This window comes from Lawsonibacter sp. OA9 (assembly GCF_022440585.1).
Map to the genome: position 1 here is coordinate 1,953,685 of NZ_JAKNTI010000022.1, position 23,453 is coordinate 1,977,137.

Genomic DNA, 23,453 nt, shown 5'->3' on the forward strand with positions numbered 1-23,453 from the left:
TTCTTTCAAGGTGCGTCACCTCCTGTTCCATAGGGGCAGATGTTGACACAGGCCCCGGTTTCGATCATGGCGATGTACTGGAAAATGGGATAGGCCTGGGGCGGGCAGACCGCATTCCCCAGGGTTTTCAGCCGCAGTGCCCGGTTGTCGATGTCCTCGGTCATGCGGGGGACTCCTTCGGGTTCGGCATGCCATAGGATACGTCCGTCCATTTCGGAGGGAATCCCATGAGCCATTCCACCCAGTCCGGGTTCAGCGCCGCTTTCTCGGAACAGGGCTGCTCCTGCCGGATCACCTGGGCCGACAGGTTGGAGGACGGGGATTTGTCCCGGAAGGCCGCCGGTTTCAGGGTAGAACGGTAGCCCTCCGATGCCGCCGGGGTCAGGTAGAATACCGCCGCCGACAGGGACAGGCTCCAGATCGACCCATCCTTGTTCCGTTTGCGGAATATCCCATTGTCCGACAGGAACACATCCAGGTTGGCAGCGTCCCGCCCCGTGGATTTGTCGGAGGCAAGGGGTGTGGGAAACATCAGCCGCGACGATAAAAGTTCGCTGGCGCTCATGCCATGCGCCGACGCCGCAAGCCGGAAATACGAATGGGAGAACAGCGTATCCCGCTTTTGCCAGGTCAAAAATCGTTTTGTCGAGCCCCATATTGATGAAGCCAGCAACATTTTCCCCAAGCACCCAATGGGGCCGCAGTTCGGCAATAACGCGGCACATTTCCGGCCACAGGTAGCGTTCATCCGCAAAGCCCCGCCGCTTTCCTGCGGTGGAGAAGGGCTGGCACGGGAATCCGCCGGAGAGGATAGTGATGGTTTCAAGTCCTGTTTTCTCAAAAAACGCCTCCTTCGTGAATGTGGTGATATCCCGGAATTTCGGCACATCCGGCCAATGCTTTTGCAGGATGGAATAGGGATAGTACGCCCACTCGCATTGACAGACCGTTTCAAAGCCCGCCGCCTCCGCCGCCAGGTCCAGCCCACCGATGCCGGAAAAGAGGCTCACATGGGTGAGGCGGTCAGGCATGGGTCTGGTCCTCGTCGTCCTCACCCTCCACATAGAAGGCATCCAGTTCGCACAGCTCCAGGGCTTTCAGCCGGGCAAGGTCGGCCTTGTCGCCGAACACCAGGTAGCGGCCGGGGATGCTCCAGCGGTCAAACATCTGGTCGGCAATCTCGCCGTACCGCCGGGCGGTGTCGATCAGGTTCTCCATGTCCCGGCGGTCCTTGATTTTCCCGGCAAGGAAGGCCAGTTGGTGGAGTAGCCCATAGAGATGCACCTCCTCGTCGATGTGGGCCTCGTAGGTCTTTTCCTCAATGACATACAGCTTTTCCTGTTCCATTTCATGCTCCTTTCTGAATTTTGGGCATAAGAAAACCCGCCTCGGTTGAGGCGGGTTTTTCAATTCAACTTATTTTGTAAAAGCAATCTGTTCGTATTTCTGGGATAAAATCTGTTCTATCGCATTTGCTCCCTGCGTCGGAAACAAGGATAGTGCAACAGTTAAATCCTCGTCTGTGATAGGAAGAATTAGCCCTCTATCATCTTCGTATGTGTCAGCGCATCGTTTCATAAAAGAATCATTTTCATCAAGTGTTCTGCAGGCAAGGATACCAACTTTTCCTCTGCGATTACTAAATCTTCCGCTTAATTGATCTAATTCAGGATTAGCTACTTCACCCGTGTAATTTTTGCACTCAACAAAAACAAATGGACATGGCAGCAAAACATTTTTGTTAGGGAGCGTAAAGAAAAAACCACTTTCGGCAGAATTATTAAATGTTATATCAATACGCTTTCTACCGTCATGGATTTCATGTTCTTTTTTGGGCGAGGAAAGATTTGGATAAAACAACAACTCAAAAATACCAATTATCAAGTTGTGATAGTTGGACGCATTTGCCGTGCCAGAAGGTATTTCTGCCAATTTGCGTGCTAAATATTCGCAGACTGCCTGAAGATTTAGATTATCAAGAACTGCACCATCTATATGCGACAGTTTTTTTGCTGTTTGCCGTTTAAAGTCTGCAAACACTTCCGGATGCTGCTCAGTAAACCTAGCAAGGTATTCTTTATCCATTACGCCTTCTTTTTCACGGATACTTTTTTTAGTTACATATTCTTCGCCACTTTTGTATTTCCTTACTAGCGAAGTATGAAGTTGAAGATTTTCATGTTGAAGGAAGTTGAGAACAAAATGTTGCTTGTATTGAGAAGGGGTGTACTTATCAGTAAATGAAACAATTCTTTTAGGAACAAGCAAAATAGGTTTTCCTTCAACAACAAGACGCTCGGTATATTGATTGTCCCACATGCGGTTTTGAGCATCCCAGTACATACCGGAAGGAACACTTGGTGTCAATGGGATTCCATGTAATTCGCACTGTTCTTTGGTATATTCAATAAGATGCCTTCTTATTATGTTAGCTGTCATATCAGACACTTTGTCCTTATCCACATTAGGGACAAAAATCCGAAAATCTTCTATATCCTCCATGATGCCAGTTCTAACTGCACGACTTGTCAAAAGCTCCTTGAAAATGGCCGCAGTATCTTCTGGACCCATGCCATGTCCGTTAGGTTTTCCTCTCGACATACCAAGGCAAACATCATTATTTTCTCCAAGATATGAAAATAACTCTTCGGCTTGACGAACCTTTTTGCCTCGTAGGAGTGCCAGCAAAAATTCAAAATATGAACGTAGGGTCGCATGTGCATCGATTGCAAATGGGAAGTCGCATTTTGAAATATAGTATGGGTCAAGAAATAACGGAGTATCTACGCTGGGGTCTATGTCAACAAAATCCAGTTCATACTGCGTTTTATTGAGGCTAAATATTTTGCTGATTTTCATCAGAGCACCCCCTTTTTTGTAATTATATCACCTCCTTCCATATTATTGAAGATCAAAGTTGGTTTTCCACCTCGCTGGGCTTGGTGGTGAGCAGTTTGTAGAGTTCGGTATCTTTTGGGAAGTCATCCGCAAAGGGCAGAATGACATTATTGAAGAACAGCAGCCCGTGACCCGGCTCGGAGTTGGTCACATAGGCAAGTTGCTCCAATGAAATGTTCAGCCGCTCCGCCAGTATCTTCCGGTCGCCCGCCGCCTGGTTGAGCATATAGATGAAATCGCTGTTCTCCAGGATGTTTTCAATTTCCGGGGAGGAAAGCAGGTCTTTGGGGTTCTGGGTCGCCCCGGTGGGGATACCGCCCCACTTGCGGAAGCGTTTCCAAATCTCGGCGCTGTACGCCGCGGTCTGTTCCTCCTTCAGCAGAAGGTGGAACTCGTCCACGAAGTACCAGGTGGAGCGGCCAATGGCTCGGTTGATGGTGACGGTGTTCCACACCGCATCCTGGACAATGAGCATCCCCGGCTTTTTCAGGTTCTTGCCCAGGCCTTTGATGTCAAAGCAGACAAGCCGGTTGGAGATGTCCACGGTGGTACGATGGTTGAAGAAGTTCAGCGAACCGTTCACATACAGGTCCAACGCCTGGGCCACCCGGTCGGCCTCCGGGATATGCTGGGACAGCAGGGCGTTCATCAGGTCGCCCAAAATCGGCATATTCTCCGGCCGTGGGTCGGCAAAGTAGGGCTGATAGATCATCTGCACCGCCCGGTCGATGACGGTTTTCTCGATGGCCTCCAGGCCGGTCTTGCTGCCCATGATGAGCTCGCAGAAGGACAGCACAAAGTCGGATTTCAGCGCCAGCGGGTTTTCTTCCTCGGAGTAGTTGAGGTTGATGTCCAGGGGGTTCACATAGTCGGTGCTGGATGGAGACAGCCGGATCACCTGACCGCCCAGCCGCTTCACCAGGGGCGAATACTCGTCCTCCGGGTCACAGATGACGACGTTGTCCTGGGTCATCAGCATGATGAAGGTGATCTCCCGCTTGCAGCTCATGGATTTGCCGCTGCCGGGGGTGCCGAACACAAGGCCGTTGGGACAGCGGGATTGCTTGCGGTCCAGCAGGATCATGTTGTTGGAGAGGGCGTTGAGGCCGTAGTACATGGCGTCGCCGCCCATGAACACCTCCTGGGTGACGAAGGGGACGAACACCGCCAGGGCCGAAGTGGTCAAACTCCGTTCGATCTTGATGCGGTTGAGCCCCAGGGGAAGGCTGCTCATAAGCCCGTCCTCCTGCTGGAAGTCCAGCCGGGTCAGCAGACAGTTGTAGGTCTGGGCGACGCTGGCCGCCTGGGATACGGCGATCTCCAGCTTTTGACGGGTCTCCGCCGTGTGCAGCACCAGGAAGGTCATGTTGAACATTCTCTCGTTGCGGGATTGCAGGTCGGTGAGAAGGTCCTTTGCCGCACCTCCATAAGTAGACAAGTCGCTGGGGAGTATGTCCATATCGTAGCCGCTGCGCACCGCCCGCTTCTGCTCCTGTATCTTCATGGCATCCAGGTCGGTGATCTTCCGCTTGATCATTTTGATGGCCTCGTTCTGGTTGATCCCCCGGATGTGCATGGTCACCATGATATTCCCCTCCGCCTCCATGAAGTCGGTGAGGATACGGTCGTGCATCTCCGGCGCCAGGATTTGCAGGAAAGAAACCGCCCCGTACCGTCTGCCGATGCGGAAGGTGCGGGTCTCCCCGAAGTGGAAGGAGGAAGGAGAGATGAAGTCCTTCACCGAAAGGCCACTGGCCGGGAGCCAGTCCCATTCAAAGGCAAACTGCCCTCCCTCTGGGTGGAGGATGTTGTAAAGCAGCTCCAGCCGTTCCTTTCCGTCCAGCACATGAGCCGCCGCCCCCATGACCTTGAAGCGGTTGAGGGTGTCGGTCTCAATGCGGGCAAACCGGGCCCTCGCCGCGGGAAGGTTTTCCGCCTCGATAGTCAGGGTCACATACTTAGTTTTCACATAGCCGTTGTTGCCCCGCTTATACTGCATCCGCAGGATGTCCACCGCCTCGTCCCGGATGGGGTCCAGGTCGTTGCCCTGCCGGGTGATGCCGAACATCTCATCGGCGGCGCTGCCTCCGCTGCGGCTGTCCAAAGAGACTTGGACGCCGATGGAGGGGTCATAGCCGTTGTAGAAATCGCAAAGACTTTCAAAGATGCTCCGCTGATCCTCCGGCCCCGCCAGGCGGTAATTCACATCCTCAAAGGCGATGGTCTTGGAGAAAGTCCCGCCCTCCAGCCTGCACAGGCCGTCGGGGAACATATTCTGAAACGGGATGCTGTCCTGCACCGTATGGGCTTTTCCGTCGCCCTTGGCCTGCCGGATCACTGCCTCGATCTGCTTGCGCTCGGCACGGGTGAGCTTACGCTTTGCCGGTCTTTCTGCCTTTTCCCGCAATCCGCTTCACCTCCTGTTCCAGTTGGGATTGCCGCACCAGGGCGGAATAAAGATTGTTGGTCTGGTAGATGCGTACCTTCGGCCGGATGAATTTGTTCTGGATCAGATGGCCCAGGAACACTTCCAGCGGCTGCCCGTTCTTCTCGTACATGGCGAACAGGAAAAAGGGCAGCATCACCAGGATCATGCACAGCGCCGCCGTGGTGGTCCCCAGGCTCGTCTTTGCCAAAAAGAAAAGCGGCACGCCTGCCAGCGCCGCCGCTCCGAAACAGATCACTTGTCGTTTGGTCAGCCCGAACAGGACCTTGCTCTGTATCCGGCTCAGGTCCTTCGGGATCGTTACATAAGCTATCGTAAACACCTCCCGGAATAAGAAAAACGCCTTTCCGGTGGGAAAGACGTTCTTCCTGTTTATGGATTTTCTTCTTTCAAGAGCCTTTTGAACAGGGTGGGATAGTTACTGGCTCCATGTGCAATATGATAGACGAACACATTTTCCGCAATCACCCGGTACACACAGATGTACTTCCCGGCAATCACATAGCGATAGCCGTTTCCACGCAATTCCTTGTCCTGCGGGATATGACCGGATAGCGGAAACATTTCCAGCCGGGAAAGCGTATCCAGAATAAGATCTGTGATTTTGCGTGCGGAATTAGGACCAACGAGATTAAGATGGAGTTGGGCAATTTCCTCCAGTTCCCGTTGTGCAGGTTCCAAAATGATAAGTTTAGCCACGCTGATAAATCGCCTCCAGACGTTTTCTGGATTCCTCCAGCGTGTAAGTGGGTGCGCCGGAAAGCCGTGCCTGCTCCGCCGCTTCCAGCTTGGCCCGCAGTTTCAAAGTTTCCTCTCGCTGCTCAAACGCCTCGATACTCATAACAACCAGGTCGCCTTCGCCGTTTTTGGTGATATAGATAGGCTCTGCTTCTTCATGCGCCAGATCAGAGATCATACCGTAATCATTGCGGAGCGCAGTTGACGATTTGATAATCACAGGTCACACCTCCTAAATTATTCTACAATAATTCTAGCAGAATTATTCGCACCTTTCAAGAGGTCAATGCGCGCCGAACAAAGATTTTGCCAGGCTGCCGGTCTTGAACAGCGTGTAGCACAGCAGGACCGTATAGCCCATGCAGCCCCAAATGGCTGCGGATATGTTGTCGCCGGATGTGGAGATGCCCTCCACCAGCACCGCATAAATGCCCACGCAGATCATAATGAGGAAGGCCTGGAAGCCCAGGGCCAGCAGGGAGCGAAGGTAGTTCTGCCCCGTGGAGCCCCACTCCCGGTTGACCATCGTGGCAAAGGGGATGGGTCCTATTGAGGTGACCAAATACACCTCAATCATTCTTCCATAAATAACCAGAAAGATGCAAATGGAAAGTATCTGCGTACACAGCCCCATGAACACGCTCTGGAACCACAGCCCCAGCAGGGCGCCCACGCTCCAGTCGGCAAGCTGGGTCTCCAGATCGCCCACCACGCCGGAGATGTCGATGCCCGCGTCCGAAATGATGACCCCCGCCGACTCATTGACCACATTCTGCGCCACATCGAACACCGCCATAACGATGTTCCAGGTGTTGGTGACGATCAGCACCGCGCAAAAAGTTTTGAAGATCCACTTGAAGAAGATCCAGGTGTCGAAGTCGTGGAGGTTGTTCTTCTCGATGATGAGCTGGATCAGCTCGTAGCACATGACGAAAGTGAGGATGATGCCCGCGATGGGGACGATCACCGTCTCTGAGATGCTGCGGATCATGTTGAAGATACCGCTGTTCCAGGCGGCGGGCGTCATGCCGACCTCCCCGGCGATCTCGCCCACCTTTGTATTCAGGGTATCGAACATCCCGGTCAGGTTGGAAATGATACCATCAATGAGCAGTTCCCTGAACCACTCCTGGATCATATCCAATATCAAGGGAGATCACCTCCTTTGCGGGGGCTCCCGCTGTGAAGCGAAAGCCCCCACCGGGTTTGGGATAACATCAGGTGGACAGCAGACCGGACAGCAGGGGGATCAGGGTGAGGCCGATGAGGGCGACGCCCCCGCCCGCCATGAGCTGCTTGATCCCTTGGGATTTACTGGCAGGATTATCCTGCCCATATCCTTCCAGAAGGTTGATGCCGCCCCATACGCACAGGCCGCCGCCCAGGGCGATAACAAGGGTCTGCAAAACGTCAATAGCGTTGGTAAAGAAATCCATAGATCACAGTTCCTTTCGTTGTAGAATTGTTATTGTAGGTCCGTTTCTTTCAATTCGTACAGATCGAAAGGCTCGTCCGGCTTCACGATGGCCGGTCTGCGTTTCATGTACCGTTCAATGTCAAAGGCGTTTTTCTTGTCGGCGTCGGCAAGGTACTTGTAGCGAGGATGCTTCGTTATATCAAACTTGTCGCTGAAAAACGGCCGCACCCCTCGAAGCTGCAAGATACACTTGCCTCCGTCCATCACTGCGATCTCGTCCTGAGTCATCAGCTCCTTTCCTAATTTCTGATAGTTGAGGCCATGGGAAACCTGGCTGCCCCGGTTCTCGGATTGATTGAAGCTGTCGATGGTCTCCTTGCCCAGCAGCTCCGAGATCTCTTTCAGGGTGGATTTCTCCTTGCCGCCCAAAAACAAGGTGGTGTCGCAGTTGCCCACAATGGTGTCCGCGGCGTCCTTGTAGATGGTCTTTAATTGACTTTGGGACTGCAAAATAATAGAAGCCGAGATTTCCCGGCTCCGGATGGTGGCGATCAGCTTGTCGAAGTTGGGTATCTGTCCGATGTTGGCGAACTCGTCCAGGAGGCACCGCACATGGACGGGCAGTCTGCCGCCGTACACGTCGTCCGCCTTGTCACAAAGGAGGTTGAATAGCTGGCTTTGCAGCATGGCGATGACGAAGTTGAAGGTGGTGTCCGTGTCGCTCATAATGAGGAACAGCGCCGTTTTCCGGTCGCCCAGGGTGTTCAGCTCCAGTTCATCGTCCGACATGATTTCCCGCAACTCCGCAATATCGAAGGGGGCAAGGCGGGCACCGCAGCTAATCAAAATACTTTTTAAGGTCTTGCCGGCGGCTAATTTGAATTTGCGGTACTGCTTCACAGCAAAGTGGTCCGGGTGCTCCTTCTCCAGCTTGGCAAAGAGCAGGTCAACGGGGCTTTGAAATTCCTCGTCATCCTCTCTGGCCTCGGATGCGTTGATGAGCTCCAGCAGCGTGAGGAAGTTCTTTTCCTCCGGCTCCGCCTCGTACCAGATGTACCCGATCAGGGCGCAGTACAAAAGGCGCTCGGCCTATAGTGATAGGTAATCCTTTGAAGTAATCGCCGGATTTTCCCCCACTCCACACCGGACATGCGACTTTCACCGCATCCGGCGTTCCATCGATTGTGTTATCAGGCATTTAATCAATCACCAATAGAAAGTCGTTCAGATTTCCGCCAATTTCGCGGCGGTACGCAGGTTGTTGATTTTGGTCAGTTGTTTTCTTGTTACAGCCAGTTGTTTGCAGATGCTTTTGAGAGCGGCAGCGTCCTGGCCGGTCAGCAAGGGCAGATACCGCCTGTGGAGCAGCACCAGATTGCCGTATCGCTCCTGGCCGCCTTGCTCCTTTGGAACCTTCATGTGACACACGATGCTGTCCGGATGCAAGAACCATTCGCCGCTGACAGCGCACTTGCCCTTCTGGGCGGACAGCAGGGAGAGCCTGCAATCGGCGTATTCCAGGCTGTGGCCTTCCGGCGGATGCTCCCGCAGATACGCAAACAGGGTTGTATCCATCTCCAGATTATCGTGTATCTTTTTCCGTCCCGTCGGGGAGAAGCAGCAGACGGCGGCGCTGATTCCGATTGCGGTTTTATACTTGATGAACGCAATAGGGTAGATTGGCCGGTTGATACCGGACACATACCGCACCATTTGAGAAGCGCCGAAACGCTCCTTTTCGCTGTCCGTCATGGCGCCGCCCTCCCGGATGAGCTGACAGCCGGTTTCCGTGTTCAGACGGTTGGTCAGCACTGTCATGACTCTGCGGTGGATTTTCCGGCAGTCCAGACTGATGCAGGTAGCAATCCTGTAGTAGTTCTGGATGCCCAACACCATTTCGTCAAACAGGCCGATTTCCTCTGACTGCGTTCGCCCTTGGGCTGGTTTTGCGATGCGCTTTGCCTGCTCCACGAGCTTGCTTTCTTCCAACTGTAGCTTTTTGTCACAGATATGGGACTTCACGACATACTTTCCGCCCTTGTGGTACACCATGATTTTGAAGCCGAGGAACTCGGAGTATCGCTTTCGCACATTGACAATGCGTGTTTTCTCTGGGGAGACCTCCAGCTTCAACCGTTCGGTAATCCACCTTGTGACAGCTTCCATGGTCTTCTCCGCGTCCTCTCGGTTCCGGCAGAAGATACGGAAGTCATCCGCATAGCGCACAATGAATATTTCTTTGAGATTGCTTTTCCGCATTTTCTGGTAGCCCTTGCTCTTGTCAAAGACCTCAGAGGTACGGATGGTGCGCCATGTTCCGTAGCGGTTTGCCACGGGATGTTCCGTCCATTGGCTGTCGATCCAGTGATCCAACTCATTGAGCACCACATTGGCCAGCAGCGGGGAAATGATCCCACCCTGGGGCGTTCCCTTTGTCGGGTAGACGGTGCTGCCGTCCGGCATACGGATGGGAGCCTTCAGGATGCGCCTGATGACAAACAGAAGCTGTTTGTCCTGGATGCCCAGCGTCCAGAGCTGCTTAATCAGTTTGCTGTGGTTCACATTGTCAAAGAATCCTTTGATATCAAATTCCAAAACATAGTGTAAATGCGCCCGTTGCAGCAGGGAGTAAGTGCGGGAAATTGCGTGCTCCACTGACCGATTCGGGCGGAACCCATAGCTGTTGTTGCTGAACTTTGCCTCGCAGATGGGTTCCAGGATTTGTTTGATGCATTGCTGTACCAATCTGTCCCAGATGCAGGGAATACCCAGCGGCCTGGTTTTGCCGTTTGGCTTTGGGATGTCCTTCCGACGCACTGGTTTGGAACGGTAGCCGTGTTCGCTGCCTGTGACGATTTTTCTAATCTTACCGATGACCTCAGCCGGTGGAAGCCGTCCAATGTCACCGATATTCTGTTTGTCTGTTCCTGCTGTGTAGCTGCCTGTGTTGGTCTTGATATTTCTGTAGGCCAGCATGATGTTGTCCGGATTTAATACCAGTTCTATCAGGCCGGTGAAAGTTTCTCCGGCTTTGCTTTTGGCGTACAGTTCGTCAAATGTCCGCTGCATACCGTAATACTCGGCGTGCCGCGGGGCGTCCATACACAGAACTTTTTTCCTTTCTTTTGGCATAAGGTATCACCTCCAAATTGGAAAAGTGACCCTTTTGGTCTTACTCGAATCCTTATGATTGGATTGAATAATGCCTGTTTCCACAATTCGACTTGTGACCATTCCTCCATCCCCATTACAGGAACTTCTTCGGTTCGATCACTACTTTTCAGCAGCGGTTCACCCGCTTATTGTTCTTCGCCGGGTTCTTCCTTGCGAAAGCCGCTGCCTTTCCTCGTTCCGGTAATTCTATCTGTGTATCTATACCTTTAGGTTTCTGCTATGAGCCTGCCGGCTGGGATGTGCCCGTAACACAACATGGTCGTTCGTAGGGCAAATTTCTACTAAACCACACCGGCTGCGCTTGAACGCACCCATACATTTCTATATGGTCTTCTTATAGACCCGTACATTCGCAGATTCGTCAGTCCGCCCGCTACGGCGAACATTCTAACCATGGGTATTTTGTAGACCCTTGGCCTATAGGCAACACAGTCTGCCTCCAGACCGCTTTCGGCCGCCGTTGGCGGCGGCTACGGTTGCTCTCAGCCGTTGTCGTGGGGCTTCGTACACCGGCTTTGCAGCCGATGCACGCCCACCGAGGGCAGGCGTTTCAGAGCGTTACCCCGTCATTCCACCTGTCGAATTACCAGTTATCCAAACAACTGTATTTTGTCGTTTGTCCGCTGACTTTTTACCGTCAGCGAACGAGTCGCACTGACCCAAAAATCTTCCGAGGATTTTTCACCATCGCCTTTGGTGTTGGCAATGATGACATTGACCAATTTGAGGATGTCTTTCTCCGACCGGATATAGGCGAAGGGGTTGTATTTCATACTCTTTTTGAAGTTGATGGTGTTGAGGGCCTTGATTCGGTACGGCTCATAGATGAACTTTCCGTGGACATCTCGCATGGGCTTTCCGCTCTCGTCCAGCTTGGGGGCGCCCCGGCGCAGCATGGTCCCCACCTCGGACAAAAGCTGCCCTTTGGGATCGGTGACCACATAGGAGCTGTGCATCTGCATGAGGGAGGGCTTCACAAAGAACCGGGTCTTGCCGCTGCCGCTGCCGCCGATGACCAGGATGTTCTTGTTCCGGGCGTACTTGGGATTTTTCGGGCGGCTGGACATGGTGAGCTTTTCCGTCTGGGTCAGAGGGATGTTCCAGTCGGGAACCGGATCGACATAGGGGGCAATATCCGCCGCTGTGCCCCACCGGGCGCTGCCGTACTCAATGCCCTTGCGATATTTCTTTGTATTCTTGCTCTTGGCATACACCGCCAGCCGGACGATGACCGCCCCGGCGATGCCCACCAGCAGGTTCAGCAGATGCAGGCTGGGCAGCCCAGAAGAAAACGCCTCCGTAAAGCCCTGGCTCAAATGCAGGAACTTTTCAGAGGCGTCAAGGCCGGGTGCAAGGCGCACCGCCTGGCAGAGCTTATCAAAGAGATACACGAACAGCAGATACGGGAGGTTGGGGAGCAGTTTTTTCTTCCAGTCAACCGTCATAATTCCACACCCCGGTCTTTGGTCTTGACCTTCTCCCGCTGGCGGTGCTGGGCTTTGGCCTGCTGCTTCGCCTGGGCCAGCTCCTTGCGGATGGAGGGCTTTTTCTCTTTCTCCAGGTTCTTTGCGGAGAACTCCCGGAAGGCCGCCGTGATGACGTCGGCATCCCGCCCCTTGAAAAACACCAGGTAGCGGGGGATCTCGCCGCTGGTGTCCTTTTTGAGCGCGAAGTCAATGCCGTACTTCCTGGCGGTGGAGGAAAAGGCCCGGATATTCTGGTCGGTGATCTCAATGTTGGAAACGCCGGTGTTGTGCTTCATCAGCTGCCGGAGGGTCTGCTTGCCGTGGTGCAGCTTGGTTTTGTGGCCGGTCACTCCTTTCTGCATCTCGTCCAACACTTTTTTCATGGCCTGTTGCAGCATCCCAGCGGAGAGCTTGGTGGCCTCCACACAGAGGGCAACGGTGCGCTGGGTGACTTCTTCCTGCATGAGCGATCATCTCCTTTTCGTCGTCGTTGGCTTCGTATCACTCGTTTCCGCCTGAAGGCGAAAAGCTCATTCACTCCGCAACTCCTCCTCTCCCCACAAAACTCCGTTTTGCGGGGGCCCCTATTTGCCGTACAGGTCGTGGTTCACCAGGGACGCATAGTAGCTGTCGATGGTGGCCGGGGCGTTATACAGGGCAGCCAGCAGGTATTTCTTGATGTTGCGGACATAGGTGGTGTTCTCCCGCATCCGGTCCAGCACATACTCGATGTGGGAACTGTTCAGCTTCAGGAACCGGGATTTGACCACCTCCGCCGGATAGTCGTCCCCGGCAATGCGGATCGTTTCCCTGCGGGAACAGACGGTATCCACCATGAGTTCCACCAGCTCGTCCAGACGGTCACGGTCCATACGCTCGTTCTGTGCGAGGATGTCATACTCGATGTTTTCCAGAATCAATTCCCGATAGCTCTCTCGCTCCCGCATCCAGTCCCGTCCAGTCCGTTTGGCCCCTGCGGGGGGTTGGGGGCTTGATGGGATAGGATTTGATCCTTCCGTACTTGGCGAATCCGTATTTTGTTCTTCAGAATTTCTTTTCTCTTTATTTAATTGCGGCCGGTTTTCCAGACATGGGTTATCCATATCCGGGTTTTCCGTATCTGGACAAGCCGTATCCGGCTCGTCCTCACACGGCTGGCCCGTGTCCGGGGGATGGGGCGTCTCGTAGATGACATACTCCACATCCACGATCTTGCCCTTGCTGTCACGCAGCCGATTGCGGACTATGTACCCGGCACGCTCCAGCTCCTTCAGGGCGGAGCCAATGCTGTCCGTACCCTCCTTGCAGATTTTGGCCAGGCCTCTGGTGGTGTAGTTCCAGTCCTCCGGCAAGGACAGCATCATGGAGAGCAGCCCTTTGGATTTCAGGGACAGCTCCGCGTTGCGCAGGTGGTGGTTGGACATCACTGTGTAGTCACGGGTTTTCTCAATGCGAAATACCGCCATGGTATCACCTCCTTTCGGCGGTCTGAAAAAGTGTTTGTTTTCGGGAAAAAGGCGACCTCTATGCCGCTTGGATGCCCCGGAGGTGGAAAAACTATGGGCGGGGGTCTTTCGGCTGATTGTGGCGAGGAAAACATGGGATTTTAACTCCTTTCGGTTCATTTTGGGGATACAAACTTTTCTCAGGGCAATGATGTGCAAAAAGGCCGCAATAAAGGGAAGAAGTTTGACGGCGATAAAAGAAGAAAAAAGCCGCAGTATTATTTCTGCGACTTTTGTCAGTATCAGTTATAAGAACAATCAAAATTCAATTTGGCTACATTGTCATGATTGGGGAGGCATGCTATAATGGAACCAATAATCAGGTCATTATGATGATCGAGTATATAATTTTTGAAAGGACCCGGTCATGAGTCAAATATTTAAACAAAAAATCCAAGCAATACGAGCTGGTTCAGTACCTCGAGTCTTAGATTTATTTGCAGGATGTGGCGGTATTTCTCTTGGTTTTCAAGCTGCAGGCTTTAAAATTTCCGCAGCAGTTGAGATTGATCAGTTTGCCGCAGCTTCCCATGCACTCAATTTTTTTGAGAAAGCTGAGTTTGAGCATCACAAAGTGCCAATTGATATAACAAGAACAGAACCTCAAGAATTGGCGGAAATGCTTTCTTTGGGGCCAGTAGAACGCGCAATAGATGTAATTATAGGTGGCCCGCCCTGTCAGGCTTTTGCGCGGGTAGGTCGTGCCAAACTCAGAGAGATTGATGCTCATCCCGAAGCGTATATTCACGACCCAAGAGGGAATCTATACCTGCGATATCTGGCTTATGTAAAAGCATTCAAACCGATTGCCCTTCTTATGGAAAATGTCCCTGATATGCTGAATTACGGAGGACATAACATTGCCGAAGAAGTATGTGAGACATTATCTGACCTTGGATATGTATCTCATTATACGCTTTTGAATGCCGTGCATTATGGTGTCCCGGAAATGCGTGAAAGGATGTTCCTTGTCGCTTTTGCAAGAGAAATTAATCCCACATCCTTTTTCCCTGAGCCAACCAATTACCACGAGTTGCCGAGGGGGTATGAGGGAACTCGACAAGTAGCATTGCAGACAGTTATTGAAAGTTCCAGAACTTCTATTCAAGAGACCCTCTTTAGAGAAAATACTTCTTTCATAATGCCACCGGAAGTGTCAGATGATCTCCCACCTGCGATTACAGCGAAAGAAGCCTTGGAAGATCTGCCGCCAATTTTTGATCACCTTTCCGGAAATATGAAACGTGGTGCCAGACGATTTGATACATTTCTTCCATATCCAACAACAGATTTTTCTAAAATATCAGAATATGCCATTAAAATGAGAAAATGGCCTGGGCATGAAAATCTTTTGGGAATATCAGATCATGTAATTCGATACCTGCCACGCGACTATGATATCTTCGAAAAAATGAATCCAGGGGATCAATATCCCGAAGCATACAGTATTGCGCTGGATATGTTTCATCGAGAATTAGCGGAATTGGGGAAAAAGGGAATTGATATTTCGGAAGGAAGTGATGCTTACACAAACCTTCTGAAAAAAATCGTTCCTCCTTATGATCCCGGAAAATTCCCTAATAAATGGAGAAAAATGGAGCCGGATCAGCCTGCACGAACGCTTATGGCACATTTGGGAAAAGACAGTTACTCCCATATTCATTATGACAGCAAGCAAAAACGAACAATATCTGTTAGAGAGGCTGCTCGGTTGCAGTCTTTTCCAGACGGTTTTAAGTTTTCTGGAACTATGAATCCGGCTTTCAAACAGATCGGTAATGCTGTGCCTCCGTTAATGTCAAAGGCTTTGGCCTCCAATATGTTAAACGAAATTCTAAGGGGGGATTATAATGGAAAAACTGGCGGTCAAAAAACTGACGCACTCTGATTTGACCTTTTTTCAATGCTATTATTACGCTCAAAAAGAGAAAAAGAGCAAACAAAAGGCACTCAACCTAAATAGTGATGTTTTGGTAGACGAATTATATCCTGAACTAAAAACTGTAACTGCAAATACCAGAATCCCCGTCTCTTTATATATTTATGGTCCCGGAATCGAGGAAGTCCATATACTCCAGAGAAAAATTTTAAAATCGCAGGGATCAAAAAACTGGAGGTTGAATGGCGAGCTGATATATTCTCCAGAGGATAATCCTGACCGGTATAAGACTTTAAAGCCAGGCGATATAGTTGTGTTGGGGTTTGATGGAAAACTAAAGCCATCTTCAATATTTGTGGATTTTCTTGCTGCCAGTATCGATGCAGATCATTCATTGTGGGAAAAGTTGAATGATTATTTGTCCGGAAAAACGATGAGAAGCATTGAATCAAGCCGATTGCATGAATTGTCTGAATCGGCTGATCTTCCCCCCGAACACTCTATCTATCGCTTTTTCCTTGATGATGATATGGTGTCTGTAGCCGAAGGCGATACAGAAGCTATTCTTCATGTGTATAAACGCAGTGGAACAGTGATGACTGCGGATGAACTGGTAACAGCAAAAGAAAAAGCTGCCCATATTGGTAGTTGTGGTGAAGAATTAGTATCACAATATTTTGAGCGGATGCTTGATAACGGGGAGATTGCAGATTTTACTTGGACTTCCCGAGAAAATGCTGTTGCACCATATGATTTTGAAGTCAAGGAACTGGACGGATCAACATACCGTTTGGATGTAAAATCAACAACTGGAAAATTTGAAACCAAAATACATATTTCTGGTGCCGAGCTTTTAACCATGGCAGACGATACAATTGGCTATAAATTATTCAGAGTCTATGAAATATCAGAAGAATGTGCCAAATTGAAAATTGCGCCGCAAATGTCGGATTATGCGAAAAATATCTTGAAGGTGCTTTCAACATTGCCAAAGGGGATTTCTGTAGACAGTGTTTCTTGTGATCCAAGATTACTGGACTTTATGGAAGCAGAGGATCTCATGGCAAAGGGAGACGAATAAAATGTCTGATGTACTTACATCGGAACAACGGCATAAATGTATGTCTCACATCAGAGGTAGAGATACAAAGCCTGAACTGATTATTCGTTCTTGGTTGCACAGACATGGATACCGTTTCAGAATACAATGTGGCCATTTGCCCGGAAAGCCAGATATCGTGCTGAAGAAGCATAAACTGATTATTTTTGTCAATGGTTGTTACTGGCACCGGCATCCTGGATGTAAATATACAACTACACCTGCTACTAATGCTGCTTTTTGGGAAGAAAAATTCACTCAAAATGTAGAACGAGATAAAAGGAACATTGAAAAACTTGAAGGTAGCGGTTGGAATGTATTGGTCATATGGGAATGCCAAGTAAAAGATGGCTCTTTTGAAGAAATTTTGGAGAATTACTTTGCAGAGCATTCTCGGAGCTAGCGGAGCTAAAAAGCACCATGGGATGTCCATGGTGCTTTTATAATTATATGATTTCGTCGTCCAGCCCCTCCGCTTTCAGCCAGTCCTCAAAGGACTTCCTGGAGATGCGGATCATGTTACCGATGCGGATCGTCTTGAACAATCCGGAGTTGGCGAGTTTATAGGCCGAAGCGCGGCCGATACCGAGAATGGCTGCGATGTCATTCACGGTGTATGTTCTGCTTTGGGGCGTCTCTTTTTCGTTGGTGCTCATAAAATGATCCTCCCTTGCTAATAGCATTTTGAAATGGCCCCTGGAAGCCCTCTGTCACAAGGGGTTCCTGCTAATACCTTGCTAATACGACATTTGAAAAGCCGTTGTAAGGCAGCATATTTCAGGGGAATTTGTGCAAATTGACCTGCCTCCGGGCAGCACAATTTGCGAAGAAACAACACGGGAAGATATGATATGAACCATTTACGAAATGGTACGCCGTACTCCTAAACGCCAGCGGTATTTCACCACTTTTCTGTATAATCCATAGCGTGTTGCATTGTCTAGTGCTATGCCGCCCTTTCCAGTGAAATTACAGGCGTTATGCACAAAAGGCAAATATAGTCAACTACATGCCCGTACGCAGTGAAAAAGCGATCATCTCTTTTTGCGGTTTGGAAAAGTAAAATTTTGCAGAAAAAGTCCCTGACCAAATAGCATAGTTCTAGATAGGAGATTCCTATGGGCGGCAACCTCGCCACCGATTGCGGAAGAAAAAACATAAGATTGACTCCTTTCAGTACAGCTTTGGGGAGGAGAGATAGAAATGGACATGAAAAAAGCCACAGGCGCAAACCTATGGCGGTAATACGCTTGGTTTGCCCTTACAGACGTATATAATCCCTTGAATTCGGCATAATATTAAGGGAAACTTCTTTCGAAGAGTTGAATTTTCCCTTGTTTCATGCTAAGATTTAAGGGAACAAGGGAGGGCATAAGGGAATGCGTACATTCAATTACTCCACAATTCGGGAGCAGAAGTGGGACTCGGAGATTCTGGGCCTGGTCGCGGCAATTTATAAAGAAGCCGGAAAGCAGGAACTATATCTGAAACAACGGCCAAAAGAATTGGAGAAACTGGTGGAGATTGCAAAGGTGCAGAGCACTGAGGCATCCAATGCCATTGAGGGCATCGTGACCACAAACACCCGTATCCGGCAGCTTGTAGAGGAGAAAACGACGCCGAGAAACCGGGACGAACAGGAAATCGCTGGTTACCGAGATGTGCTGAACCTTATCCATGAGAACTTCGACGCCATCCCCATCACCCAGAACTACATCCTGCAGCTCCACAAGATCCTCTACAGCCACATGAACAACCCCATGGCCGGCAGGACCAAAAGCGTGCAGAACTACATCAGCGCCACCTATCCCGACGGCCATGTGGAGACCTTGTTCACGCCCTTGGCCCCATACGAAACGCCGGAGGCCCTGGACCGGATCTGCGAGGAGTACAACCGGGTCATCGGAAACATGGAAGTGGAGCCGCTGATCATCATTCCTGTGTTTATTCACGACTTCCTCTGTATTCACCCCTTCAACGACGGAAACGGCAGAATGAGCCGCCTGCTGACCACACTGCTGCTCTACCGCAACGGATTTTATGTGGGAAAATATATCTCGCTGGAGGCAAAAATCGCAAAAAACAAGGATCTCTATTATGATGTCCTGGGTCAGGCGCAGATCGGGTGGCACGAAGGTACCGAAGATGTAGTTCCGTTCATCAAGTATCTACTGGGAACCATTCTTTCCGCTTACAAAGACTTTGAAGACCGCTTTGCCTTGGTGGAAACCAAGCTCCCGGCTTTGGAAACCGTGCGCCGGGCCACCATGGAGAAGATTGGCCGGTTTACGAAGCAGGACATCCGTGAGCTTTGCCCCTCGCTCAGCATCAGCTCCATTGAAGGGGCACTGCGGAAACTGGTTGCATCCGGCGAATTGAAACGGGAGGGGGCTGGGAAGAATATTTGCTATTACAGATTAAAATGATTCTTAATAACTATGAGGTGGTTCCTTATGATGCATAATATCTGTACCTGTTTTCATTGAATCTATTGCAAGTATGAGAAAGTTGAGATATACTTAAAATTAAGGAGGTATTACTATGAATAATTCGCAAATTGCAACAGCAATTGCTTTGCGTGATCTTCACTGTTATTCTCTTGATACAATTAATGATCGGATTTTGCTCCAAAAGAAAATTTTTCTTGCACAAGATATTGGACTTCCTTTGGGATATGGATACAGTTGGTATATTCACGGTCCGTACTCAACTGATTTAACTGCTGTGGCATACCAAGTCATACCAGAAGGAAGTGAATCAATAGAAACAAAATGTTTTAAAGAGCCTTATGCCAACATGATTAAAAAGGTTAATGATTTAGAATCTGAAATTGAGAAACATAAATTGAAAATTAGTGTAGTTCAATGGTATGAATTGGTCGCTTCTATTGCTTATTGGTATAAACGCAGCAATAAAACTGAAGACACAATTGTAGAAAAGATTAAACAAACTAAGCCGCAATTTACAGAAGAGCAAACAAAAGCAGCTTTTGCTTCTTATACCGCGTTTAAAGGTGTTGCATGAGTGGCAGGTAAGTCATGGGAACTTCAGACTTATATTCCTCTGAATTTAATTATAAAATAATTAATGATCCCATTTATGGATGTATCAGTCTCTCAAAAACCGAAGTGCGCCTTTTAGATACTCGTGCTATGCAAAGATTGAGACGCATAAAGCAAATGGGATTTGCCTCATATGTATTTCCTAGTGGAGAACATTCTCGGTTCGTCCACTCACTTGGCGTACTTTGTATTATGGGCAAGATGTGTGAGCATCTATATCGGTTGTATGGTGTTCCGCAGGAGAATGGAATTTCCTTTGGGATTGATGATGCTAAGAAAGTTCGTATCGCTGCTCTTTTACATGACGTGGGACATTTCCCTTTTTCGCATTTGAGCGAATGCGTGTATAGTTACATTGATAATGTTAAGGCAACAGACGATATGGTTGAAGGACTAGAGCCTGTTGCTGATAACAGTCAGTTACTATGTGATATTGCTAATTTTAAAAAGCGTAAAGAAAAAGACCATGAACACATGGGGGCAGAAGTTATAAATAAAGATCCCGAAATATCTGCCATTCTCCGTGAAGTGGAAATTGATCCTGACGAAATCGGACAGATAATTATAGGAGATACGCAGGCAAATCCTGTTTATGCACAATTGCTACATTCGAGTCTTGATGCGGATAGGTTAGATTATTTACTGCGTGATTCCCGACAAGCCGGAGTATCTTTCGGCAATGTCGAATTAGAGTATATTCTCCGACAAATGCGTATTGAGAAGTGTCCAATCCGCAGAGACAATGGAACTTGCGAAGAAATTGATCTTGTTGTATTTGACGTTCGAGGACAACATGCAATAGAACACTTTTTAATGGCAAGATATTTCCACTATACACAAGTCGTTCAACACAAAACTTCTAGTGCCTTTGAAGCAGTGACAAAGGCATTAGAATATAAAGTGTTAACAAGTGTTGACACCCCATATGGGGACTACGATAAAATAGTTCAATGCATCGGGAAAGAAGATTTTTATCTTTTTTCTGATGACTATATGTGGCAAACCATCTGCGCTTTCTGCAAGAAAACAAAAGACAAATTTACATCTGCTCTCTGGGAGTGTTTACGGCAGCGGAAAAAGCCAATCCATGTCTTAACCATGACGGACATTATACCTAAATCGGCAGCGAATTCAAAAGCCATCCCTGTAAATGATTCGACATATCATTTGGCAAAATGGTTAATTCAGAATATGCAAATTGAATTGGCCAAGGAAGCGGAAATATCTCCTGAATATATAGGGTATGTTGAATCGAAAGTAAATTTGGAATCTATACCATCACATTTACGAGCTGAGGATTGCACACTTGATAACTTTCCTGATGATGTCAGAGGAGCAATTCGAACGATTGATAAAGAAGGCATTATTTCTTTCTTGGCTTCCGATAACAAATCCTTAATAAACAAAATGGTGGATTACACCTCTAACACCCTTGATGTATTTGTAATTGGGGATATTGATAATGAAAGAGTCGATAAACTTAGGAAAGCAATAATGCAACGGGCACGAAAATCATAAAATCACGGATTATTTTAGTCGGCACTGGTTTTAACCTGCGGTGCTTGCTATTTTTCTTCAATTTCTTTTTCCGAAACCTCTATCTTCAACCAATCCACGAAGGTTTTTTTGAGATATGGATTATATTGCTAACGTGGATCGTGATATGGTAAGTTAAAGAATTTGTTGATGCTATCACATTTTAATATGAACACCGCCTCACACAAAGCGCCATAAGTGATTTTTGCAAGTGAACCAATGTCAAAGGGCCGCCGTAGGCTCAAAACTACGGCGGCCCTTTGAACATGTGCTGATTAATCTTACAGTTCCAGCTCCTCCAGCCATTCATCGAACGACTTCTTGGAAATGTGGAGCGCCGTGCCGATCCGCACGGTCTTAAAGTGACCTTCCTTTACCAGAGTATAGGCCGATGTGCGCCCAATGTTGAGCATGGCCGCAATATCTTCCACGGTATAGGTGCGCGCCTCCGGCAACGGACGCTTTTCATGATTTTCCATTGTCTGACCTCCATGAATCTGTTCAGTGACAAGGTGATAGAGTGTGATGAAAAGACGTTGTGGGCAAGGCGATTCCTGCTAAGAGTTTGCTAATTGGCCGCCTTAAAAAGCGCGGCAGCACACGGCATTTTGTGCAAATTGCACCACAAAAACCTTGTACCTCAAAATATATTACGAACGAGGAATCACCGTAAATTATGTCCGTTCCGTACGACATTGGTCACACCATACTCCTAAGCGAGAGGTGTACTTTATGAATCTTTTATTCTTTCCTCCTTATCGGTAATCTAACTGAGGGCGAAAAGGATACATGTACTCCATCTGCTCCGCCCTTTTGTTTTATCTAGCTTTCTTATAAAACCCTTGGCTCGCATTCACACATGTTGCTTCCCTATCCACATACACCCTCACATGTATACTTCCCTTCATTTGGAAAACACTAATTCCATGACTGTATTATGGGAGGACGCGGACATGAAATCAGTATGGGAGCAAACTTGGGAGTATACAGACTTTCCCTCATTCGAACGGGATGTAACCACCAATGTACTTATTGGCGGGGCGTGGCGGGAGTCCTGTGTGCCTACTTAATACACCAGGCCGGAATACCCTGTTGGTAGAAGAAAAAATGATTTGCAGCGGCATTACAAAAATACCACCGCCAAGCTGACCATTCACAGACTCATCTACCATAAGCCTATCCAACCTTTGGATTTGACTGGGCACAGCAATACCTTTCTGCCAATGAGGCGGCCCTCCAGAACTACCGGATGCTGTGCCAGGGCATGGACTGTGACTTCGAAGAAAAACCCGCTTATGTCTAACCGGGAAGCGTTAGAGACAGAACTGAGCGTCCTGGAGCAGTTGGGGGCCGGCGCAGAATTTGCTGACCATCTGCCTCTCCTCTTCCCCACGACAGGTGCGGTCATGCTTACAAATCAGGCCCAGTTCCATCCATTGCAATTTTTCTCTGCACTCTCCAAGAGTCTGCACATCTATAAGCACACCCTGGTGCGGGAGCTGATTGGTACCACAGCGGTCACTGACCGGGGCAGAATGCACGCAGAGAAAATCATCGTATCCATCATCGTATCCACCCACTTTCCCTGTTTCTTAACAAGCACGGCAGCTATTTTCTGAGGCTATATCAGCACCACTCCTATGTCATGGCTTTGGAACATGCCACAAATGTAGATGGCATGTATATTGATGAGTCAGAGAATGGCCTCTCCTTCCACAAACACGGAGACCTTCTGCTGGTGAGCGGCGGATGGCATGTGCTACAGGACTTTGCCGCAAAGCGTTACCCAAAGGCCACGGAGAAATACTATAGGGCTACGCAGGATTGTATAAGTCTGGATAGCATTCCTTATATCGGGCCTTACTCTGCTTCCACATCAGGTCTGTATGTGGCAACAGGCTTCAACAAGTGGGGCATGACCACAGTCATAGTCTCTGCTATGATTTTGAGCGACCTAGTCCAGTGCAAAACAAATCCTTATGCGGATGTGTTCTCCCCTTCCCGCTCCATACCCCGCCCCCAGCTGGCCGTCAACGGCTGGGAGGCCATGGTCAGCCTGCTCACCCCCACCACAAGACGCTGCCCCCATCTGGGCTGCGCACTGAAGTGGAACCCCCAGGAACACACTTGGGACTGCCCCTGCCACGGCTCCCGGTTTGCAGAGGAAGGCAAACGCATCGACGGTACCGCTGCAGGGGATCTGAAGCTATAAGATAACAGAAATATGATTTTA

General features: G+C 49.3%; 23 protein-coding genes and 2 pseudogenes. 9 read left to right on the forward strand and 16 right to left on the reverse strand.

All coding sequences use genetic code 11. The features are described from left to right. Window positions 1-5 precede the first annotated feature (5 nt). The 14 genes and pseudogenes from MCG44_RS10670 to MCG44_RS10735 all read right to left on the reverse strand — a co-directional run bounded on the left by MCG44_RS10670 (window position 6) and on the right by MCG44_RS10735 (window position 13,605). On the reverse strand, window positions 6-1,031 hold the full coding sequence (locus tag MCG44_RS10670; RefSeq protein ID WP_240288165.1) for a DNA cytosine methyltransferase: 1,026 nt from the start codon (window positions 1,029-1,031) through the stop codon (window positions 6-8). Further along, a complete protein-coding gene (locus MCG44_RS10675) occupies window positions 1,024-1,347 on the reverse strand; it encodes a hypothetical protein (protein ID WP_240288168.1) in 324 nt (107 codons plus the stop codon). Before MCG44_RS10675 ends, MCG44_RS10670 begins: the two co-directional genes overlap by 8 nt. A 69-nt stretch (window positions 1,348-1,416) precedes the next feature. Further along, complete coding sequence (locus tag MCG44_RS10680; protein ID WP_240288170.1) at window positions 1,417-2,859, reverse strand: hypothetical protein; 1,443 nt, start codon at window positions 2,857-2,859, stop codon at window positions 1,417-1,419. Between the two features lie 52 nt (window positions 2,860-2,911). Further along, window positions 2,912-5,305 (reverse strand): VirB4-like conjugal transfer ATPase, CD1110 family, encoded by a 2,394-nt coding sequence (locus tag MCG44_RS10685; protein ID WP_240288171.1) that lies wholly within the window; start codon window positions 5,303-5,305, stop codon window positions 2,912-2,914. Continuing rightward, complete coding sequence (locus tag MCG44_RS10690) at window positions 5,271-5,657, reverse strand: PrgI family protein (protein WP_240288917.1); 387 nt, start codon at window positions 5,655-5,657, stop codon at window positions 5,271-5,273. Before MCG44_RS10690 ends, MCG44_RS10685 begins: the two co-directional genes overlap by 35 nt. Before the next feature lie 59 nt (window positions 5,658-5,716). Beyond that, the gene (locus MCG44_RS10695; protein WP_240288173.1) at window positions 5,717-6,043 is read right to left on the reverse strand and encodes a type II toxin-antitoxin system RelE/ParE family toxin; all 327 of its coding nucleotides are present in this window, start codon (window positions 6,041-6,043) and stop codon (window positions 5,717-5,719) included. Beyond that, the gene (locus MCG44_RS10700; RefSeq protein ID WP_022336466.1) at window positions 6,036-6,302 is read right to left on the reverse strand and encodes a type II toxin-antitoxin system Phd/YefM family antitoxin; all 267 of its coding nucleotides are present in this window, start codon (window positions 6,300-6,302) and stop codon (window positions 6,036-6,038) included. The genes MCG44_RS10695 and MCG44_RS10700 overlap by 8 nt, the downstream gene beginning before the upstream one ends. 63 nt (window positions 6,303-6,365) lie before the next feature. Then, window positions 6,366-7,232 carry a VirB6/TrbL-like conjugal transfer protein, CD1112 family gene (locus tag MCG44_RS10705; RefSeq protein ID WP_240288174.1) on the reverse strand — a complete coding sequence of 289 codons (867 nt, stop codon included), beginning with the start codon at window positions 7,230-7,232 and terminating at the stop codon, window positions 6,366-6,368. Between the two features lie 67 nt (window positions 7,233-7,299). Beyond that, window positions 7,300-7,518 carry a Maff2 family mobile element protein gene (locus MCG44_RS10710; protein ID WP_005944806.1) on the reverse strand — a complete coding sequence of 73 codons (219 nt, stop codon included), beginning with the start codon at window positions 7,516-7,518 and terminating at the stop codon, window positions 7,300-7,302. A 29-nt stretch (window positions 7,519-7,547) separates the two neighbouring features. After that, window positions 7,548-8,588 (reverse strand): annotated as a pseudogene (locus MCG44_RS10715) (VirD4-like conjugal transfer protein, CD1115 family); the annotation flags it as partial. 135 nt (window positions 8,589-8,723) lie between these two features. Further along, on the reverse strand, window positions 8,724-10,631 hold the full coding sequence (ltrA, locus tag MCG44_RS10720) for a group II intron reverse transcriptase/maturase (protein ID WP_240288176.1): 1,908 nt from the start codon (window positions 10,629-10,631) through the stop codon (window positions 8,724-8,726). Between the two features lie 686 nt (window positions 10,632-11,317). After that, window positions 11,318-12,118 (reverse strand): annotated as a pseudogene (locus MCG44_RS10725) (type IV secretory system conjugative DNA transfer family protein); the annotation flags it as partial. Next, window positions 12,115-12,603, reverse strand: a complete 489-nt coding sequence (locus tag MCG44_RS10730) for a PcfB family protein (RefSeq protein ID WP_240288180.1) — start codon at window positions 12,601-12,603, stop codon at window positions 12,115-12,117. The pseudogene MCG44_RS10725 and the gene MCG44_RS10730, both read right to left, overlap by 4 nt. 120 nt (window positions 12,604-12,723) lie before the next feature. After that, entirely contained in the window at window positions 12,724-13,605 is an 882-nt protein-coding gene (locus tag MCG44_RS10735; protein WP_240288182.1) for a DUF6017 domain-containing protein, read from the reverse strand. A gap of 82 nt (window positions 13,606-13,687) precedes the next feature. Here MCG44_RS10735 and MCG44_RS10740 point away from each other — a divergent pair, with 82 nt between their 5' ends. From MCG44_RS10740 to MCG44_RS10755, 4 genes are read left to right on the forward strand one after another with little or no spacing between them, the layout of a single operon-like run. Continuing rightward, window positions 13,688-13,951, forward strand: a complete 264-nt coding sequence (locus MCG44_RS10740; protein WP_240288184.1) for a hypothetical protein — start codon at window positions 13,688-13,690, stop codon at window positions 13,949-13,951. Between the two features lie 60 nt (window positions 13,952-14,011). Next, window positions 14,012-15,532, forward strand: coding sequence for a DNA cytosine methyltransferase (locus MCG44_RS10745; protein WP_240288186.1), 1,521 nt, complete (start codon window positions 14,012-14,014; stop codon window positions 15,530-15,532). Continuing rightward, a complete protein-coding gene (locus MCG44_RS10750) occupies window positions 15,495-16,604 on the forward strand; it encodes a protein NO VEIN domain-containing protein (RefSeq protein ID WP_240288188.1) in 1,110 nt (369 codons plus the stop codon). Before MCG44_RS10745 ends, MCG44_RS10750 begins: the two co-directional genes overlap by 38 nt. Before the next feature lies 1 nt (window position 16,605). Then, window positions 16,606-17,025 carry a very short patch repair endonuclease gene (locus MCG44_RS10755; RefSeq protein ID WP_240288190.1) on the forward strand — a complete coding sequence of 140 codons (420 nt, stop codon included), beginning with the start codon at window positions 16,606-16,608 and terminating at the stop codon, window positions 17,023-17,025. A gap of 43 nt (window positions 17,026-17,068) precedes the next feature. Here MCG44_RS10755 and MCG44_RS10760 read toward each other — a convergent pair whose 3' ends face one another. Continuing rightward, the gene (locus tag MCG44_RS10760) at window positions 17,069-17,278 is read right to left on the reverse strand and encodes a helix-turn-helix domain-containing protein (RefSeq protein ID WP_240288192.1); all 210 of its coding nucleotides are present in this window, start codon (window positions 17,276-17,278) and stop codon (window positions 17,069-17,071) included. A gap of 723 nt (window positions 17,279-18,001) precedes the next feature. Here MCG44_RS10760 and MCG44_RS10765 point away from each other — a divergent pair. From MCG44_RS10765 to MCG44_RS10775, 3 genes are all read left to right on the forward strand, one after another. Next, complete coding sequence (locus tag MCG44_RS10765) at window positions 18,002-19,048, forward strand: Fic family protein (protein WP_240288194.1); 1,047 nt, start codon at window positions 18,002-18,004, stop codon at window positions 19,046-19,048. Between the two features lie 115 nt (window positions 19,049-19,163). Beyond that, window positions 19,164-19,646, forward strand: a complete 483-nt coding sequence (locus tag MCG44_RS10770) for a hypothetical protein (RefSeq protein ID WP_240288196.1) — start codon at window positions 19,164-19,166, stop codon at window positions 19,644-19,646. A gap of 14 nt (window positions 19,647-19,660) precedes the next feature. Next, the gene (locus tag MCG44_RS10775) at window positions 19,661-21,202 is read left to right on the forward strand and encodes an HD domain-containing protein (protein WP_240288198.1); all 1,542 of its coding nucleotides are present in this window, start codon (window positions 19,661-19,663) and stop codon (window positions 21,200-21,202) included. A gap of 299 nt (window positions 21,203-21,501) precedes the next feature. Here MCG44_RS10775 and MCG44_RS10780 read toward each other — a convergent pair whose 3' ends face one another. Then, window positions 21,502-21,699, reverse strand: a complete 198-nt coding sequence (locus MCG44_RS10780; protein WP_240288200.1) for a helix-turn-helix domain-containing protein — start codon at window positions 21,697-21,699, stop codon at window positions 21,502-21,504. Between the two features lie 816 nt (window positions 21,700-22,515). Here MCG44_RS10780 and MCG44_RS10785 point away from each other — a divergent pair. Next, a complete protein-coding gene (locus tag MCG44_RS10785; protein ID WP_240288202.1) occupies window positions 22,516-22,839 on the forward strand; it encodes a hypothetical protein in 324 nt (107 codons plus the stop codon). 296 nt (window positions 22,840-23,135) lie between these two features. Further along, window positions 23,136-23,432 (forward strand): Rieske 2Fe-2S domain-containing protein, encoded by a 297-nt coding sequence (locus MCG44_RS10790; RefSeq protein ID WP_240288204.1) that lies wholly within the window; start codon window positions 23,136-23,138, stop codon window positions 23,430-23,432. Window positions 23,433-23,453: the final 21 nt, after the last annotated feature.

Coding starts and splice junctions, on each gene's coding strand:
- MCG44_RS10670 (WP_240288165.1), bottom strand. CDS start 1,031: ATGCCTGACCGCCTCACCCATGTGAGCCTCTTTTCCGGCATCGGTGGG.
- MCG44_RS10675 (WP_240288168.1), bottom strand. CDS start 1,347: ATGGAACAGGAAAAGCTGTATGTCATTGAGGAAAAGACCTACGAGGCC.
- MCG44_RS10680 (WP_240288170.1), bottom strand. CDS start 2,859: ATGAAAATCAGCAAAATATTTAGCCTCAATAAAACGCAGTATGAACTG.
- MCG44_RS10710 (WP_005944806.1), bottom strand. CDS start 7,518: ATGGATTTCTTTACCAACGCTATTGACGTTTTGCAGACCCTTGTTATC.
- ltrA (WP_240288176.1), bottom strand. CDS start 10,631: ATGCCAAAAGAAAGGAAAAAAGTTCTGTGTATGGACGCCCCGCGGCAC.
- MCG44_RS10730 (WP_240288180.1), bottom strand. CDS start 12,603: ATGCAGGAAGAAGTCACCCAGCGCACCGTTGCCCTCTGTGTGGAGGCC.
- MCG44_RS10735 (WP_240288182.1), bottom strand. CDS start 13,605: ATGGCGGTATTTCGCATTGAGAAAACCCGTGACTACACAGTGATGTCC.
- MCG44_RS10745 (WP_240288186.1), top strand. CDS start 14,012: ATGAGTCAAATATTTAAACAAAAAATCCAAGCAATACGAGCTGGTTCA.
- MCG44_RS10750 (WP_240288188.1), top strand. CDS start 15,495: ATGGAAAAACTGGCGGTCAAAAAACTGACGCACTCTGATTTGACCTTT.
- MCG44_RS10755 (WP_240288190.1), top strand. CDS start 16,606: ATGTCTGATGTACTTACATCGGAACAACGGCATAAATGTATGTCTCAC.
- MCG44_RS10760 (WP_240288192.1), bottom strand. CDS start 17,278: ATGAGCACCAACGAAAAAGAGACGCCCCAAAGCAGAACATACACCGTG.
- MCG44_RS10765 (WP_240288194.1), top strand. CDS start 18,002: ATGCGTACATTCAATTACTCCACAATTCGGGAGCAGAAGTGGGACTCG.
- MCG44_RS10770 (WP_240288196.1), top strand. CDS start 19,164: ATGAATAATTCGCAAATTGCAACAGCAATTGCTTTGCGTGATCTTCAC.
- MCG44_RS10775 (WP_240288198.1), top strand. CDS start 19,661: ATGGGAACTTCAGACTTATATTCCTCTGAATTTAATTATAAAATAATT.
- MCG44_RS10780 (WP_240288200.1), bottom strand. CDS start 21,699: ATGGAAAATCATGAAAAGCGTCCGTTGCCGGAGGCGCGCACCTATACC.
- MCG44_RS10785 (WP_240288202.1), top strand. CDS start 22,516: ATGTCTAACCGGGAAGCGTTAGAGACAGAACTGAGCGTCCTGGAGCAG.
- MCG44_RS10790 (WP_240288204.1), top strand. CDS start 23,136: ATGACCACAGTCATAGTCTCTGCTATGATTTTGAGCGACCTAGTCCAG.